This window comes from Corynebacterium confusum (assembly GCF_030408715.1).
In the GTDB taxonomy this organism is placed as follows: domain Bacteria; phylum Actinomycetota; class Actinomycetes; order Mycobacteriales; family Mycobacteriaceae; genus Corynebacterium; species Corynebacterium confusum.
Genome location: NZ_CP047202.1, coordinates 2,357,061 through 2,370,758, shown reverse-complemented (window position 1 = coordinate 2,370,758; position 13,698 = coordinate 2,357,061). Strand labels below are relative to the sequence as shown.

General features: G+C 68.2%; 13 protein-coding genes and 1 pseudogene. 7 read left to right on the top strand and 7 right to left on the bottom strand.

Annotation, left to right across the window (positions count from 1 at the left end; genetic code table 11):
- Positions 1-48: 48 nt before the first annotated feature.
- Positions 49-702 (top strand): peptide-methionine (S)-S-oxide reductase MsrA, encoded by a 654-nt coding sequence (gene msrA / locus CCONF_RS10920; RefSeq protein ID WP_290223670.1) that lies wholly within the window; start codon positions 49-51, stop codon positions 700-702.
- A gap of 25 nt (positions 703-727) precedes the next feature.
- Here the strand turns inward: msrA and CCONF_RS10915 are convergent, their stop codons facing one another.
- Positions 728-2,527, bottom strand: coding sequence for an alpha/beta-hydrolase family protein (locus CCONF_RS10915; protein WP_290223668.1), 1,800 nt, complete (start codon positions 2,525-2,527; stop codon positions 728-730).
- Between the two features lie 110 nt (positions 2,528-2,637).
- On the opposite strand from CCONF_RS10915, the gene CCONF_RS10910 reads away from it, so the two are divergent.
- Together CCONF_RS10910 and CCONF_RS10905 are read left to right on the top strand one after the other, a co-directional pair.
- Positions 2,638-3,342 carry a glycerophosphodiester phosphodiesterase family protein gene (locus CCONF_RS10910; RefSeq protein ID WP_290223666.1) on the top strand — a complete coding sequence of 235 codons (705 nt, stop codon included), beginning with the start codon at positions 2,638-2,640 and terminating at the stop codon, positions 3,340-3,342.
- A gap of 21 nt (positions 3,343-3,363) precedes the next feature.
- The gene (locus CCONF_RS10905; protein ID WP_290223663.1) at positions 3,364-4,281 is read left to right on the top strand and encodes a DUF5926 family protein; all 918 of its coding nucleotides are present in this window, start codon (positions 3,364-3,366) and stop codon (positions 4,279-4,281) included.
- On the opposite strand, the gene CCONF_RS10900 is transcribed toward CCONF_RS10905, so the two are convergent.
- Genes CCONF_RS10900 through CCONF_RS10890 form a run of 3 tightly spaced genes read right to left on the bottom strand, consistent with a single transcriptional unit; the run spans position 4,278 to position 7,546 of the window.
- Positions 4,278-5,594, bottom strand: a complete 1,317-nt coding sequence (locus CCONF_RS10900) for an LCP family protein (protein WP_290223660.1) — start codon at positions 5,592-5,594, stop codon at positions 4,278-4,280. The genes CCONF_RS10905 and CCONF_RS10900 overlap by 4 nt on opposite strands.
- Before the next feature lie 33 nt (positions 5,595-5,627).
- Positions 5,628-6,398, bottom strand: coding sequence for a CPBP family intramembrane glutamic endopeptidase (locus CCONF_RS10895; RefSeq protein ID WP_290223659.1), 771 nt, complete (start codon positions 6,396-6,398; stop codon positions 5,628-5,630).
- Positions 6,395-7,546 carry an amidase gene (locus tag CCONF_RS10890; RefSeq protein WP_290223656.1) on the bottom strand — a complete coding sequence of 384 codons (1,152 nt, stop codon included), beginning with the start codon at positions 7,544-7,546 and terminating at the stop codon, positions 6,395-6,397. The genes CCONF_RS10895 and CCONF_RS10890 overlap by 4 nt, the downstream gene beginning before the upstream one ends.
- A 33-nt stretch (positions 7,547-7,579) precedes the next feature.
- Between CCONF_RS10890 and pheA the strand changes: the two are divergent.
- Together pheA and CCONF_RS10880 are read left to right on the top strand one after the other, a co-directional pair.
- A pseudogene (pheA, locus tag CCONF_RS10885) lies at positions 7,580-8,484 on the top strand (prephenate dehydratase).
- 19 nt (positions 8,485-8,503) lie between these two features.
- A complete protein-coding gene (locus CCONF_RS10880) occupies positions 8,504-9,181 on the top strand; it encodes a histidine phosphatase family protein (RefSeq protein ID WP_290223651.1) in 678 nt (225 codons plus the stop codon).
- Here CCONF_RS10880 and CCONF_RS10875 read toward each other — a convergent pair.
- Genes CCONF_RS10875 through CCONF_RS10865 form a run of 3 tightly spaced genes read right to left on the bottom strand, consistent with a single transcriptional unit; the run spans position 9,178 to position 11,363 of the window.
- Positions 9,178-9,525, bottom strand: coding sequence for a metallopeptidase family protein (locus tag CCONF_RS10875; protein ID WP_290223649.1), 348 nt, complete (start codon positions 9,523-9,525; stop codon positions 9,178-9,180). The two genes, CCONF_RS10880 and CCONF_RS10875, sit on opposite strands and share 4 nt — an antisense overlap.
- A gap of 11 nt (positions 9,526-9,536) precedes the next feature.
- Entirely contained in the window at positions 9,537-10,586 is a 1,050-nt protein-coding gene (locus tag CCONF_RS10870) for a septum formation family protein (RefSeq protein WP_290223647.1), read from the bottom strand.
- A gap of 24 nt (positions 10,587-10,610) precedes the next feature.
- Positions 10,611-11,363 (bottom strand): GntR family transcriptional regulator, encoded by a 753-nt coding sequence (locus CCONF_RS10865; protein ID WP_290223645.1) that lies wholly within the window; start codon positions 11,361-11,363, stop codon positions 10,611-10,613.
- 102 nt (positions 11,364-11,465) lie between these two features.
- Between CCONF_RS10865 and serS the strand changes: the two genes are divergently transcribed.
- Positions 11,466-12,725, top strand: a complete 1,260-nt coding sequence (gene serS, locus CCONF_RS10860; RefSeq protein WP_290223643.1) for a serine--tRNA ligase — start codon at positions 11,466-11,468, stop codon at positions 12,723-12,725.
- A 22-nt stretch (positions 12,726-12,747) separates the two neighbouring features.
- On the top strand, positions 12,748-13,695 hold the full coding sequence (locus CCONF_RS10855; protein ID WP_290223641.1) for a lysophospholipid acyltransferase family protein: 948 nt from the start codon (positions 12,748-12,750) through the stop codon (positions 13,693-13,695).
- Positions 13,696-13,698: the final 3 nt, after the last annotated feature.

Below are 13,698 nucleotides of genomic sequence, written 5' to 3'. Positions count from 1 at the left end.
ATTATCCGTTGAAATTGCCCTGAAATAAATCCGGAAAGGAACTAAACCATGTCATGGTTGTTTGGACCGGCGCCGAAGATTGTTGACGCACAAGAAACCCTGCCGGGTCGCGCTGAGCCGGTGCTTCCCGTACCACAGCCGCACGCCGTCCTCGGCACGCCGATTACCGGCCCGTGGAAGGAGGGGCAGCGCTCCCTCCTGCTGGGCATCGGCTGCTTCTGGGGCGTAGAGAAGATGTACTGGGAAACCGACGGGGTGGAGTCCACCTCGGTCGGTTACGCCGGCGGTAATACCCCGAACCCGACCTACTACGAGGTCTGCCGCGGCCTGACCAACCACGCCGAGGTCGTCGAGGTCACCTACGACCCGCAGCGGGTCAGCCTGGAAGACTTAGTGGTCAAGGCCTTGGAGGCCCACGACCCTACGCAGGGCTACCGCCAGGGCAACGACGTCGGCACCCAGTACCGCTCCGCGTTCTACCCGCGCACGCAGGAGGACAGGGAGGTCATCGAGAAGCTGGTAGAGCGTTACGCGGACAAGCTCGCCGACGCCGGCTTCGGCGAGACCACCACCGAGGTAAAGCTGCTTGGGGATACCCCGTCCGGTCAGTACTACCTAGCCGAGGACGAGCACCAGCAGTACCTGGCCAAGAACCCGAACGGCTACTGCCCGCACCACAGCACCGGCGTCAAGTGCGGCTAGCGCGCTTCAACGCGGGGGCGAAGACTTAGGCGTCGCGGCGGAGGAATTCCTCCATCCGGCGCGCGCGGCTAGGCGTGAGCGCCACGCGGGACTGCGAGCCCAGCACGCTGTCCCAGTACCAGAACATCTCAGAAAAATAGTTGTGCCCGTGCCCGCCCGGCACGTTGAGGGAGTTGACCTGGTCAAGCCCGATCTGCCAGAAGGTGATAAACGGCGCCCAGAACATCTCTTTGAAGGTGTCGGCGTACGCCGTGTCCGGCTGCGGCTCGTGGATCCACCCCGGCCGCCGGAAGGCCAGCGCCTTGTCCCACCACACGATGGCGTCGGAAGCGTGCTGGGCGATGAGCACGCGCGGGCGCTGCCAGGTCTGCGGGTAGCTGTGGCCGAAGGCGTCGTGGCGGGTGTGCGGGGTGGCGGCGGCGAAACGGATGTGCCTGCCGCCGTCGATGACGGGCACGCGCTCCAGGGAGCCGGGGTCGCGCTGGAGCTCGGAGGTAAACCGGGTCATGCGCGGCGGGCCGGAAAAGACCGCGCCCTCGCAGGCGGCGAGCAGATCCTCCACGGACTCGAAGTTGTCCAGGATGGCGTAGGCCCCCAGGGACTCGCCGGCGAAGTAGAGCCGCGGGCGGTCGCCCTCCGGCAGGTCTTCCAGGTGGTGCTTGACCGCCGTGATGAGCTCCCAGGCGGCCCGCACGGGCCCGTCCGGATTCACCACGTAGGAAAACACGCTGGCCAGCACGTCGTACTGAAGCGTGACCGTGGCGCAGTTGCCGCGGGTGAGGAACTCATAAGAGCAGGTGGACCAGTTGTTGAGCCAGCCGGAGCCGGCGGGCATCTGGATGACAATCGTGTTGCGCCAGAACGCGCCGGTGCGCTCCATCTCCGCGATGACCTGGCGGGCGGCGTTGCGGATGGAACGGCCCGGCACCAGCCCGGCGTAGATGCGGATCGGCTCGTGGGCGCGCTCGCAGTCCATCGCTGCCTTGATGTCGTCCGCGCGCGGCCCGCTGGACAGGAATGAACGTCCCTGCAGCCCGACCGCCGTCCACGGCTCGTAGGACCACGGCGAGCCGGAGCGCTCCGGCTCCCAGGGCATCGTGGAGCCGGGGAAGACCGTCCGGTTGAGCCCCTGGGCGCGGGCGGTCACGTTGCGGATCCAGGTCTTAAACAGCACACGGTTGGACAAGACGAAGACCACTGCCGCCAGGCCGGCCGCACCCAGCGGCCAGGCCACCAGCGCTGGAAGCCAGCGCCGCAGCCCCTTGGACAGCTGGTCGACGGAGGCCTGCACCGCCTCGCCCAGAAGCAGTAGGCTGCCGTAGCCCAGGGTGCCCACGACGGTGCCGGTCAGCGCCTGGGCTGGGCCGCGGTCGTTGTCCTTGTCCACCAGAGCCGCCTGCTTGCGCTGGTTGCGCACCGACAGCGCGGTCATACCCGCCGTCACCGCCGCCAGCCCCAACGCGATCCGGTGCCGGTACTGGTAGGTCAGCCGGTCCTGCGGGCGCTTGCCGATAGAACGCAGGAATTCCTTCGCCACATAAGCCGCGGTCGCCCCCGCCCAGTGCCCGGCCGCCTGCCCGATGGCCACGTTCGCGGCGGTCACCCACCACGGCCGCGGCAGCAGCGAGGGCGAAATGGCCGCCCACGTGGCCAGTTCCGCGCCTAGGATCCCGCCGGCCATGTTCTGCGGCAGTCGGCGCCGCCCGGTCATACGCACCCCCGGCGTGAGATCATTTAACACCTCGAGCGAGAAGATGCCCGCGCGCAGCGCACCGCTAGTGAAGCGGTAACCCGTGCGCCGGAGGAAGCGTTTCATGCCTGCCATCATTGCAGAACCTCGGCCCCTCTGCAGGAAAGCCGGAACGGGGTTAGAGTGTGAAAGGTCGGCTCCAGAGAACTAACCGGGCGGCAGAAGAAAAGAGGTGGCTTGCGCGCGTGGATATCGTGGCTCACCGCGGGTATTCCGGCAAATACCCGGAAAATTCCGAAGCGTCCTTCGCGGCGGCGCTGCGGTTGGATATCTGGGGCATCGAATGCGACGTGCGCCTGACCCAGGACGGCTACGTGGTGGTCATCCACGACGCCAAGCTGGACCGGACCGCGGACCGCACGGGCGTGATTTCCCGCATGAAGTGGGCGGAGGTCGCCCGCGCCGACATCGGCGGCGGGCAGCGGCCGCTGCTCCTCGATGAACTGCTCGAGCTGGTCCGTGCCACCGACCGGCACCTCTACATCGAGACCAAGCACCCCGGCACTCCGGGCGACGTGCTGGAAGAGCAGGTCGTGCTGCGCCTGCGGTACGCTGGCATGCTGGATGATCCGCGCATCCACGTCATTTCTTTCTCGCGCCGGGCGATCGGCCGCATGCGGCAGCTGGCGCCGCAGGTGGATCGCATCTACCTGCGCCGCGACTGGGAGCGCCACGTCAACCGGCGGGACATGCTGCTGCCGGACGCGACGGGGCTGGGCATGTCGCTCATGCGCGCCAAGCTGCAGCCCTCGGCTATCGGGGCGCACGGGCTGCCGACCTACCTGTGGACCGTGGACCGGCAGGCCGATATTAAGTGGGCGTGGGCCAACGGCGTGGACGTGCTGGCCACGAACCAACCGGAAGTCGCCCTCCATGCCATTAAGTACTAAACGCCAGGTATCTTAGGGGGCATGGCTAAAAAGAAGAAGAAAAAGGAAGATCTGCCGAAGGGCATGTCCCGCCGGCAGGCCAAGCTCGCCGCCCGCGCGGCCGAGCGCGCTGCCCTAGAGAAGGACCCGCGCCCCTTCGGCGGGCTGCAGGCGGAGGCCACCCTGGTGGCCATGCAGGAGTTCGTCCCCTCGGCGTACGCGAAGCTGCCGGTCAAGGGCATCGATCGCGACGTCTACCTGGCCACGGTGCTGCCCGGCGCATCGGCCGCCCTCATCCGCGACGACGAGTACGGCGGGGCCGCCTTCGTGGCCCTGCAGGTCCAGTCGCACACCCACAACCCGGGCCGCGACCTGGCCTTCGCCCTGAACTGGGTGAAAAACCACGGCGCGGGCGAGACCCTCGAGTCCACGGCCGCGGACGGCACGGAGCCGCAGCTGAGCGAGCTTATCGATGCCTCCGCGGACGTAGACGTCGAGGTCTTCCAGGACTTTTCCTGGTGGATCCCCGAGGGCGCTCCCAGCAACCCGGCCGTCCAGCAGTCCCTGCAGGCCGCCAACCAGTCCGTGGTGGCAACCCACCCGGTCGGCGCCGATATTAGCGGCACCGCCTTCTGGTCCGCCGGCGGGGACAAGTCCTATATTCGCTGGGTCCGCCCCACCGAGGACGAGTCCGCCTTCCTCAACGCGATCGCCCGCGTGGCCGCCCGTGAGGAGATGAACCTCGGCGAGGGCACCAAGTTCGCCGGCGTCTTCCGCACCCACGGCGTCATCGCCCCGGTCTTCGACCTGCCGGCTGATGCCGACCCGGCCTCCTTCGAATCCGAACTTCAGCGCGTCGACGCCGCCCTGGAATCCGAAATCCCTAACGATGCCCAGCTGAGCCCCGACGAGCGCAAGCAGCTGCAGAACCTGAAGTCCCGTCAGGTCACCCTGCGCTAACGCAGCGAGTCGAAGAGCTGTTGGGCCTGCGCGTCGTCCCACAGGACCACGTTGCCGACCTCGGTGTCCATGAAGCCGCCGATGGGGATGGTCTGGGTCTCCACGCCGGTGCCCATGGCCAGCGCCACGCGGGCCAGGTGCCAGACGTGCTCGTCCTCGCCCACGATGAAGGACGAGGCCGTGTGGTTGACCAGCGAGACCGTCCTAAACGGGTTGATTAGCGTGGCCGGCGAGGTGATCTTGTCCAGCAGCGCGGCGAAGAATTCGCGCTGGCGGGCCACGCGGTCCAGGTCGCCCATGGCGCTGGCGCGGGTGCGCACGTAGCCCAGGGCGGTCGGGCCATCAAGCTTCTGGCAGCCGGGCTGGACGTCCAGGTTGGCCAGCGGGTCGTTGATGGGCTCGGCCACGCAGATGTCTACGCCGCCGACGGAGTCGACCACGTTGGCCAGCCCGCCCATGCCGATCTCGGCATAGTGGTCGATGTGCAGGCCCGTGGCGCCCTCGACGGTTTCGGTCAGCAGCTGCGGGCCGCCGTAGGTGAAGGCGGCGTTGACCTTGTCTTGGCCGAAGCCCGGCACGGAGACATAAGAGTCGCGCGGGATGGAGATCAGTTGCGCCTTCCCGCTGGACGGGATGTGCAGCAGCATGATGGTGTCCGTACGGCCCACCCCGACGTCGCCGCCGGTGCCTAGTTCCGCCTGCTGTTCCTCGGTGAGGCCTTGGCGCGAATCCGAGCCGACCAGCAGCCAGTTGGTGCCGGCGGTCTTGGCCACCTGCTGCTCGGGCATGGCTTCCACGCGGGTCAGCCGCGTGTCGGCCCACAGCATCAGCACCAGGCTGGCCACCACCACGATGGCCAGCACCCAGCCGGCGCAGCCCAGGCAGCCCTTGACCGGGCTGGTGCGCTTGCGGCGCCGGTGCGGACGATGCCCCTCCGGCGGCGCCGGCACCCGGTAGCGGCGCGGGGCCTCCGGCTGCGGCGGGTAGTCCTGGCGGTGTTCTTGGCGGTACTGCTGCTGGTAGTGCGGCTGTGCGTAGGCCGGCAGGGGTGTCTGGCGCGGTGGCTGTTGCTGCGCCTGCTGCTTGGGTTGCGCCGGGGGAACCTGCCGCGGTGGCGGCGTTTGCCGTGGCGGCGTTTGCCGCGGGGGCTTTTGCCGTGGCGGGGCGGCGTGCGAGGCGGCCTGCGAGCCCGCGGGCCGCTTGTGGATGGGCCGGCCGTAGCGGTCTTTCAGGATGCGACCGTCCGCCCCGCGCACGAAGTCATCGCCGGCGCGGCGGGATTCCCGGTCATGGTCGCGTCCTGAATAATTCATGCGCTATAGCCTACAAGGCGCCCGCCCCCAGACCTAGCCCAACAAACCGAAAAGCGACGGATCCCCGAGTAGGGAATAGCCGATAAACGCTACGGCATCGATGAGAAAATGCGCGATGACAAGGGGTGCAACCTTGCCGGTGCGGTGGTAATAGTACCCAAAGACCACGCCCATGATCAGGTTGCCGAAACCGGCGGAAATCCCCTGGTAGAGGTGGTAGGAACCGCGCAGAATAGAAGTCGCGGCCAGCACGGCGGGCAGCTTCCAGCCCAGCTGTTTCAGCCGGGTCATCAGCCAGGCCACCACGACGATTTCCTCGCCGAAGGCGTTCGCCGCCGACCACAGCAGTAGTACCGGGGCTTCCACCAGCGGGTGGGAAAACTCCGCGGGCACGATCACCTTGGACAGCCCTAGGTGCACCGCCGCGACGTAGAGGGCCAGGCCCGGCAGGCCAATCAGCGCGGCCAGCCCCGCCCCGCGCAGACTATCCCCGCCTACGCTCAGCGATGCCCGCCGCACCGGCGCCGGGCCCACCCGCAGCAGGTAGAGCGCTAGGGCGCCGTAGGCAAAGAGCACGCCGGCCGAGCACAGCTGCAGGCCGACGTCGAGCCACGCGATGACGGACTGGGAGGAATTCAGCGTCACCGACTGCCCGGAAAGCGGCGCCGGATCCAGCAGCGAATCCACCAGGCGCAGCAGCGAGCGCACGCCGGAGACACCAAAAGACAGCGCCAAGACGATGATGACCTCGGCCACCAGCGCGCGCCGGGCGGTGGCCGCCGGCGTCGTCAGTGGCGGCGTCATGGGTGGAGGAGGTGGGCTAGGGCGAGGAGTTCGGCATCGGCAAGCGTGATGCCGCCGAGCTGCACGCCGACGGGCGGGTGGTTGGGCACCTGCCAGGGCAGGCTAATCGCCGGCAGGTGCGCGACGTTAAACAGTGAACCCCACGGCGACCAGCGGGTCTGCTCCGCGAAATTCTCCGCGTGCGGCAGGCGGTTAAACGCGCCGATGCGCGGCGGATCGAAGGCCAGCATGGGCGTGAGCAGGACATCGACGGCCCAGTAGCCGGACAACAGCTGCGGCAGCTGGGCGGCGTGTTGGTGGGCGCGGTCGACCTCCGCGTCGCTGAAGCCGCGCCCCAGCTGGCGGATCCACTCGGCGTAGCCCTCCTGCGGGCCCAGGCCCGCCATCCGGGAGGAGAAGATGCGGGTAAAGGCGGCGAAGGTCTCCTCCGAATGCGGGTAGGGCGAGACCTCGATGAGCTCAAAGCCGGCGGCCTTGAGTGCTGCGGCCGCCTCGGCGACCGCGCGCAGGATGTGGTCGGCTACCCGCACGCCGGCGAACAGCGGCTGGGTCAGCACGCCGACGCGCCAGCGGCCGGGCGTTTTCAGCGGCAGGTCGTGGAGCAGGGCGGTATCGGCGACCGAGCGGGTGATAAAACCGGGCACGCCCAGCTCCGTGCCGGACTGCTTGAAGCCGACGGCCCCGCACGCGGCGGCCGGCACGCGGATAGACCCGCCGCCGTCGCTGGCCTGGGCCGCACGCACCAGCCCGCGGGCGACCTGGATGGCCGCCCCGCCGGAGGACCCGCCCGGGGTGCAGCCGGGGTAGCGGGGGTTGTCCGGGTGCGGCAGGTCCACCGGCTCCGTATCCACGCGCAGCCCCAGCTCCGGAGCGGCGGACTTGCCCACGATGTCGGCGCCGGCCGCCTCCAGCTCCGCGATGAAGGGATCGGTCTCGGCGGCCAGGTAGGTGCGCTTGGCCGAGCCGAGCGTAGTGGGCATCCCGGCCACGTCGTTGAGGTCCTTCGCGCTTAACACCCAGCCGCTCAACCGACCGGGGCGCAGCTGCTGCGGGTGGGCGAGGCGCTCGTGGTCGATATAGGTAAAGCCGTGCTCGCGGGGGCCGAGCCCGGCCAGGTCCGCGGCTAATTGCGCGTGGGAGAATTCCATAGGTCTACAGCCTAACCGGCTAGGCTAGAGCGCATGACGATGAAGGTTGCATTCCTAGGACCGGCGGGTACCTTTACCGAGGCCGCGCTGGGCGAGCTCACGGCCGGCAGCGAGGTCGAGCCGGTCGCCGTTGATTCCCCCCACGCCGCCTGCGCCTTAGTCCGCACCGGCGGGGCCGAGCGCGCCTGCGTGGCCATCGAGAATTCCGTGGACGGCGCGGTGACCGCGACCTTCGATGCCGTCGTCGAGGGCTCCCCGCTGCAGATCTACCGCGAGGTCGACATCCCGGTGGTCTTTTCCATCGTGACGCGGCCCGGGGTGGAGCTGGCCGCGTGCCGCACGTTTAGCACCCACCTGGTGGCCTACCGGCAGGTGCGCGGCTGGCTGCGCGAGAACCTGCCGGAGGTGGACTTCCAGCCCGCGAGCTCGAACGCCGCGGCGGCGCAGGCCGTGGCCGCCGGCGACGTCGACTGCGCGGCCGTGCCCGCCCGGGCCGCCGAGCTCTTCGGCCTGCACACCCACGCTGCCGAGGTCGCAGACGTGGCCGGGGCCGCCACCCGCTTCGTGTTGGTTGGCCCGCCGGGGCGGCCGGCCCCGCGCACCGGGCACGACCGGACCAGCGTCATTTTCACCCTGCCCAACCGGCCCGGCACCCTGGTTGGCGCCCTGCAGGAGTTCGCACACCGCGGGGTGGACATGACACGCATCGAGTCGCGGCCGACCCGCCGGAAGATGGGCACGTACCGCTTCTACGTGGACCTGTACGGCCACATCGACGACCGCCCCGTCGCCGAGGCCCTGCGCGCGTTGTGGTTGCGCTGCGAGAAGATCGTCTTCCTGGGATCCTGGCCCGCCGGGCAGGCCGATGCCCCGCGCCCACGATGCCGGATCTCACCGCCGCCGATGCCTGGGTCCGCGCCCTGCAAACCGGGGCATAAGACCCTAAAGTAGGCAGGTATGAGCGGTAGAATCATCCTGCTTCGGCACGGCCAGACCTTATCTAATATCAACCGGCGCCTCGACACCCGCCCGCCGGGCGCGGAGCTGTCCGAACGGGGCCGCTACCAGGCCCAGGACGCCGGCCGGGAGCTGGCGGGCATCGTCGGCGCGGAACGCCTGGGGCCGGTGTATTGCTCCGTGGCTCTGCGCGCCCAGCAGACCGCGCAGCTGGCCATGCGCGCCTTTGAGGTGGAGGCCGACCTGCCCGAGTTCTCCATCGCCGTGGACGTGGTGCCTGGCCTGCACGAGATCTTCGTCGGCGACTTCGAGATGGACAACAGTGAGGACGCCCACCGCAGCTTCCAGGTCGCCCTGCGCGGCTGGATCGACGGCGATCCCGCGGCCTGCCTGCCCAGCGGCGAGACCTACCCGGACGTCGACGGCCGCTACCGCCCAGTCCTCGAGGACCTGGCCGCCCAGCTCGCCGATGCCGAATCCGCAGGCGCCGAAAAAGACGCCATCGTCGTCTCCCACGGCGCGGCCATCCGCGTGATGACCCGGCACGCCGCCGGCATCGATGCCGATTTCGCCTTCACCGGCTACCTACCGAACTGCCGTTACACCGTCCTCGAGCCGCGCGGCGAGGACTTCGGCCACTGGACCGCCACCCAGTGGGCGGACACCGACCTGGTCTAGCCCCAGCCGAGGCGGTGGAGGTCTTCTTCCTCGATGCCGAAATAATGGCCCAGCTCGTGGAAGACAGTGACCTCCACCTCGTGGGCTAGTTCTTCCTCGCTGTTGCAGTAGTCCTGGAGCGCGCCGCGGTAGATGAAGATGGCGTCCGGAAGGAAGCCGGTGTGGTCGTGGGTGCGCTCGGTCAGGGCCACACCCTCGTAGAGGCCCAGCGTGTAGGGGTCGTCCTCGTGGTAATCGCGCACGAGGATGACCAGGTTGCGCATGCGACGCGCGAATTCCTCGGGGATTTTATCCAGCGCGTCGTCGACTAGCTCGTCGAAGCGCTCCTCGCTGACGGCGTACATTCTTCCAGCTTTTACTGCGCCGGCGCCGGTGCCGGGGTGGAGGCGCCGGCGTCCTCGCGGCGCGGATTGCGCTTGGGCTGCTCCTTGGGCGGCTGGCCATCGATGAGCAAGGCGTCGCGGCCGTCGCGGGCGGAACCGGTGATCTCCGAGAACCCGGCCTGGTCATTGGGGTGCATCAGCGCGCAGTTAACCGAAGACGTCCCGCCGTTCCAGGAGGCCTCCGAGATGGAGCCCCAGTACGGCTGCAGTGTGGACTGGTAGAGGGCCTCCTCGCTGCCCAGGTACTCGATGGCGGCATCGGTGCAGGTCTTTTCGAGGAAGCTGTTCTGGTCCTCGTCGGCGGGGTAGGAGTCCGAGAACTGGGACGACAGGTCCACGATCTGGGTGGTCTCCAGCTGGTGCGGATCCGCGCAGTCGACGGTGTGCAGCACCTGGTTGTCGTCGATGTAGCGGCACTCGCCCGGCTTAGCGATGTTGGCCTGATCCACCTCGGCGACCTTGCCCTTGGTCTCCAGCGGGGTGCCCCGCTCGTCGGTGGTCTGCAGGCCGCAGAGCATGGTGCGGTCGCCCTCGTCCCACGCGGCCTTCGGCGGCAGGATGGGGGCGATGGAAAAACGCCCGGACGGGTCGTACTGGCCGTCCAAGTATTGCAGCACGGCGCCGTGGCAGAGCTCCTCGCGCAGCTTGGCCTGGCGCTCGATGTCGGGCCGCGGGGCCGACTCACCGAACTCGCTGGTGGGGTAGATGCTCAGGTCCTCGCGGGAGGCGACCTCGAAGCGGTGCTCCTCGCCGCAGTCGGTCTGCTCGAAGTTGGTGACCTCGCCGGAGCCGCTGAAGTTCCACGTCACGCAGGAGCCCTTGTCGGCGGTAGTAAAGGTCGGGGCGGGGCCCGCGGTTTCGGAGCCGGCCTCGCCGCCGGTCCCGCCGCCACCGGCCTGGGACGCAGAGTCCTGGGAATTGCTAACGACCTCGTAGGAGCCCACGAAAACCGCCGCGATGAGCGCAGCGCACAGCGCGATCTGGATGGCGGCGGCGGAACGCCAAGTCTTCACAGTGCTCATAAGGATTGCCAGTTTACCTTCCCGTTAAGGTTCGAGCGCACGGACCACGCGGGTGGTAAGCCGATAGCGGTCGGTGCGGTAGACCGAGGAACACCACTCGACGGGCTTATCCCGCGAGCGCGACTGCCGGATGATGTGTAGCAGCGGGGTGCCGAGATCGACTTCGAGGAGGTCGGCGACCTCGGCATCGGCGGCAATGGCGGTGACGGTCTGGTCGGCCTCGGTGATGGGGACGTCGAAGTCGGTGTCGAGGATGTTGTAGACGGAGTTATAGACGTCGTTTTCCAGCAGGTTGGGCACGTAGGCCGCGTTGTACCAGCCGTCGTCGATGGAATAGGGCTCGCCGTCGCCCAGCCGCAGGCGGCGAAGGTGGGTGTGTGGCACGTGTGGCTCGGTGCCGAAGAACTCGGCCACCTCATCGGGGGCGGCGGTGCGCCCGGACAGCAGGATCTTCGACGAGGCCGTCACGTCCTGGGCGCCCATCTCGTCGGAAAAGGACGCCAGGTGCAGCCGGGAGACCAGCGGGTTGGGGGCGACGAAGGTGCCCTTGCCGCGGACGCGGCGAAGCCGGCCGGCGGCCACCAGGTCGCCGATGGCCCGCCGCACGGTGATGCGCGAGACCCCGTAGGTCTCCTCGAGCAGGCGCTCGCCGGGGAGCAAATCCCCCGGTTTCAGTGTGGTCCGGCAGACCTCGTCCAGGATGTCGCGCAGCTGCGCGTGCTTGGGGATGGGCCCGTCCACGATGTTCCGCGGTGGCAGGTGCGGATGGCTGGTCATATTTCCCATCGTAAGGCCCTGGTTATGACCACCGCAAGCAAATGGGATTTTGGTGTCGAGTTGGGGATACAAACCATAGGGTCGTGGGGTAGGATTAAATGCGTGATTGATCTAAAATTCCTCCGCGAAAACCCAGACGTCGTCCGTGCCTCTCAGGTCACCCGAGGTGAGGATCCCGCGCTTGTCGATGCCCTCCTGGCCGCCGACGAGCGCCGCCGCTCCGCCATCTCCCGGGCCGATGACCTGCGCTCCGAGCAAAAGGCCTTCGGCAAGAAGATCGGCCAGGCTTCCCCGGAGGAGCGCCCCGCGCTGCTGGAAGGCTCCAACGAGCTCAAGGCCAAGGTCAAGGCCGCCGAAGACGAGCAGAAGGCGGCCGAGGAGAAGGTCAACGAGCTGCAGTACCAGCTGTCCAACGTCGTCGAGGGCGCTCCCGCCGGCGGCGAGGACGACTTCGTGGTGCTCGAACACGTCGGCGAGGTCCCGACCTTCGACTTCGAGCCCAAAGATCACCTGGACCTGGGCGAGTCCCTCGGGCTCATCGACACCACCCGCGGCACCAAGGTCGGCGGCGCCCGCTTCTACTACCTCACCGGCGACGGCGCCTTCCTGCAGCTGGGTATGATGATGCTGGCGGCCCAGAAGGCCCGCGAGCACGGCTTCCAGCTGATGATCCCGCCGGTTCTGGTCCGCCCCGAAATCATGGCCGGCACCGGCTTTTTGGGCGCGCACTCGGACGAGATCTATTACCTCGAGCGCGACGATCTCTACCTGGTCGGCACCTCCGAGGTGGCCCTGGCCGGCTACCACAAGGACGAAATCATTGACCTTTCCGACGGCCCCATCCGCTACGCCGGCTGGTCGTCCTGCTTCCGCCGCGAGGCCGGCTCCTACGGCAAGGACACCCGCGGCATCCTGCGCGTGCACCAGTTCGACAAGCTGGAGATGTTCGTCTACTGCAAGCCGGAAGAGGCTGAGCAGCAGCATCAGAAACTGCTGAACATGGAGCGCGAGATGCTCGCGGCCGTCGAGGTGCCCTACCGCATCATCGACGTCGCCGGCGGCGACCTGGGCTCCTCGGCCGCCCGCAAGTTCGACACCGAGGCCTGGATCCCCACCCAGGACACCTTCCGCGAGCTGACCTCGACCTCGAACTGCACCACCTTCCAGGGCCGTCGCCTGCAGACCCGCTACCGCGACGACAGTGGTAAGGCTCGCATCGCCGCGACGCTCAACGGCACGTTGGCTACCACCCGCTGGCTCGTGGCCATCCTGGAAAACCACCAGCAGGCCGACGGCTCCGTCGTCGTGCCCGAGGCCCTGCGCCCGTTTGTGGGCAAGGACGTTCTCGAGCCCAAGAAGTAAAGTCCCGGAAAGACGCCACCCGATGACCAAGTATGAGCTGCGCTCCGGGATGTTCCGGATCCCGGAAGGCACCGAGCACACGCGGCTGCACGCCGAAGCCGCGGAGGCGATGTACCAGGGCATCGTCAGCCTAGGCCGCCACGTCCTGCACTGGCAGGGCGTAGTCACCACCGTGGAAGGGATGGAAAACATCCCGGCCTACGGCGGCGCCCTGCTGGCGATGAACCACACCGGCTACTACGATTTCATCTTCGGATCCATGCCGGCCCACCTGCGCGGACGCCGCCTGGTGCGGTTTATGGCGAAGAAGGAAATCTTCGACGTACCCGTCGTGGGGCGTTTCATACGCGGGATGAAGCACGTGCCCGTCGACCGCGCCCGCGGCGCCGGTGCCGTCGATGCCGCCGTCGAGCGCCTCAACGCCGGACACCTGGTCGGCATCTTCCCGGAGGCGACCATCTCGCGCTCGTTCGAACTCAAGGAGTTCAAAAACGGCGCGGCCCGCATCGCCGCGGCCGCCGAGGTTCCGCTGATCCCGATGATCTGCTGGGGCTCCCAGCGCATCTGGACCAAGGGCGGGAAGAAGAACCTGGGCCGCAACCACCTGCCGGTGCACGTCAAGGTCGGCGCGCCCATCGAGGTCACCGGCGACGTCGCCGCCGACATGGACCGGCTCAAATCCGCCATGCAGGCCCTGCTGGACCAGGTGCGCGCGGACTACGACCGCGACCACGGCCCCTTCGAGGACGGCCTGGCGTGGCGTCCGGCCGCTAACGGCGGGGTCGCGCCCACCCTGGCCGAAGCCGACCGCATGGACGCCGCGGACAAGGCCGAAAAGGCCCGCAAGCGCAAGCAGAAGGCCGAGCGCAAAACCGCCAAGGAGCTGCGCAAGGCCGACGACAAGCTGGCCAAGAAAGCCAACCGACAGCTGCGGCGGCTGTCCCGCCTAGGCCGCAAAGAGCAGGCCTAGTTG

What these genes read in the sequence shown, in the direction of transcription:
- msrA (WP_290223670.1), top strand. Translation starts at nt 49, where the DNA reads ATGTCATGGTTGTTTGGACCGGCGCCGAAGATTGTTGACGCACAAGAA.
- CCONF_RS10915 (WP_290223668.1), bottom strand. Translation starts at nt 2,527, where the DNA reads ATGGCAGGCATGAAACGCTTCCTCCGGCGCACGGGTTACCGCTTCACT.
- CCONF_RS10905 (WP_290223663.1), top strand. Translation starts at nt 3,364, where the DNA reads ATGGCTAAAAAGAAGAAGAAAAAGGAAGATCTGCCGAAGGGCATGTCC.
- CCONF_RS10900 (WP_290223660.1), bottom strand. Translation starts at nt 5,594, where the DNA reads ATGAATTATTCAGGACGCGACCATGACCGGGAATCCCGCCGCGCCGGC.
- CCONF_RS10895 (WP_290223659.1), bottom strand. Translation starts at nt 6,398, where the DNA reads ATGACGCCGCCACTGACGACGCCGGCGGCCACCGCCCGGCGCGCGCTG.
- CCONF_RS10890 (WP_290223656.1), bottom strand. Translation starts at nt 7,546, where the DNA reads ATGGAATTCTCCCACGCGCAATTAGCCGCGGACCTGGCCGGGCTCGGC.
- CCONF_RS10880 (WP_290223651.1), top strand. Translation starts at nt 8,504, where the DNA reads ATGAGCGGTAGAATCATCCTGCTTCGGCACGGCCAGACCTTATCTAAT.
- CCONF_RS10875 (WP_290223649.1), bottom strand. Translation starts at nt 9,525, where the DNA reads ATGTACGCCGTCAGCGAGGAGCGCTTCGACGAGCTAGTCGACGACGCG.
- CCONF_RS10870 (WP_290223647.1), bottom strand. Translation starts at nt 10,586, where the DNA reads ATGAGCACTGTGAAGACTTGGCGTTCCGCCGCCGCCATCCAGATCGCG.
- CCONF_RS10865 (WP_290223645.1), bottom strand. Translation starts at nt 11,363, where the DNA reads ATGACCAGCCATCCGCACCTGCCACCGCGGAACATCGTGGACGGGCCC.
- CCONF_RS10855 (WP_290223641.1), top strand. Translation starts at nt 12,748, where the DNA reads ATGACCAAGTATGAGCTGCGCTCCGGGATGTTCCGGATCCCGGAAGGC.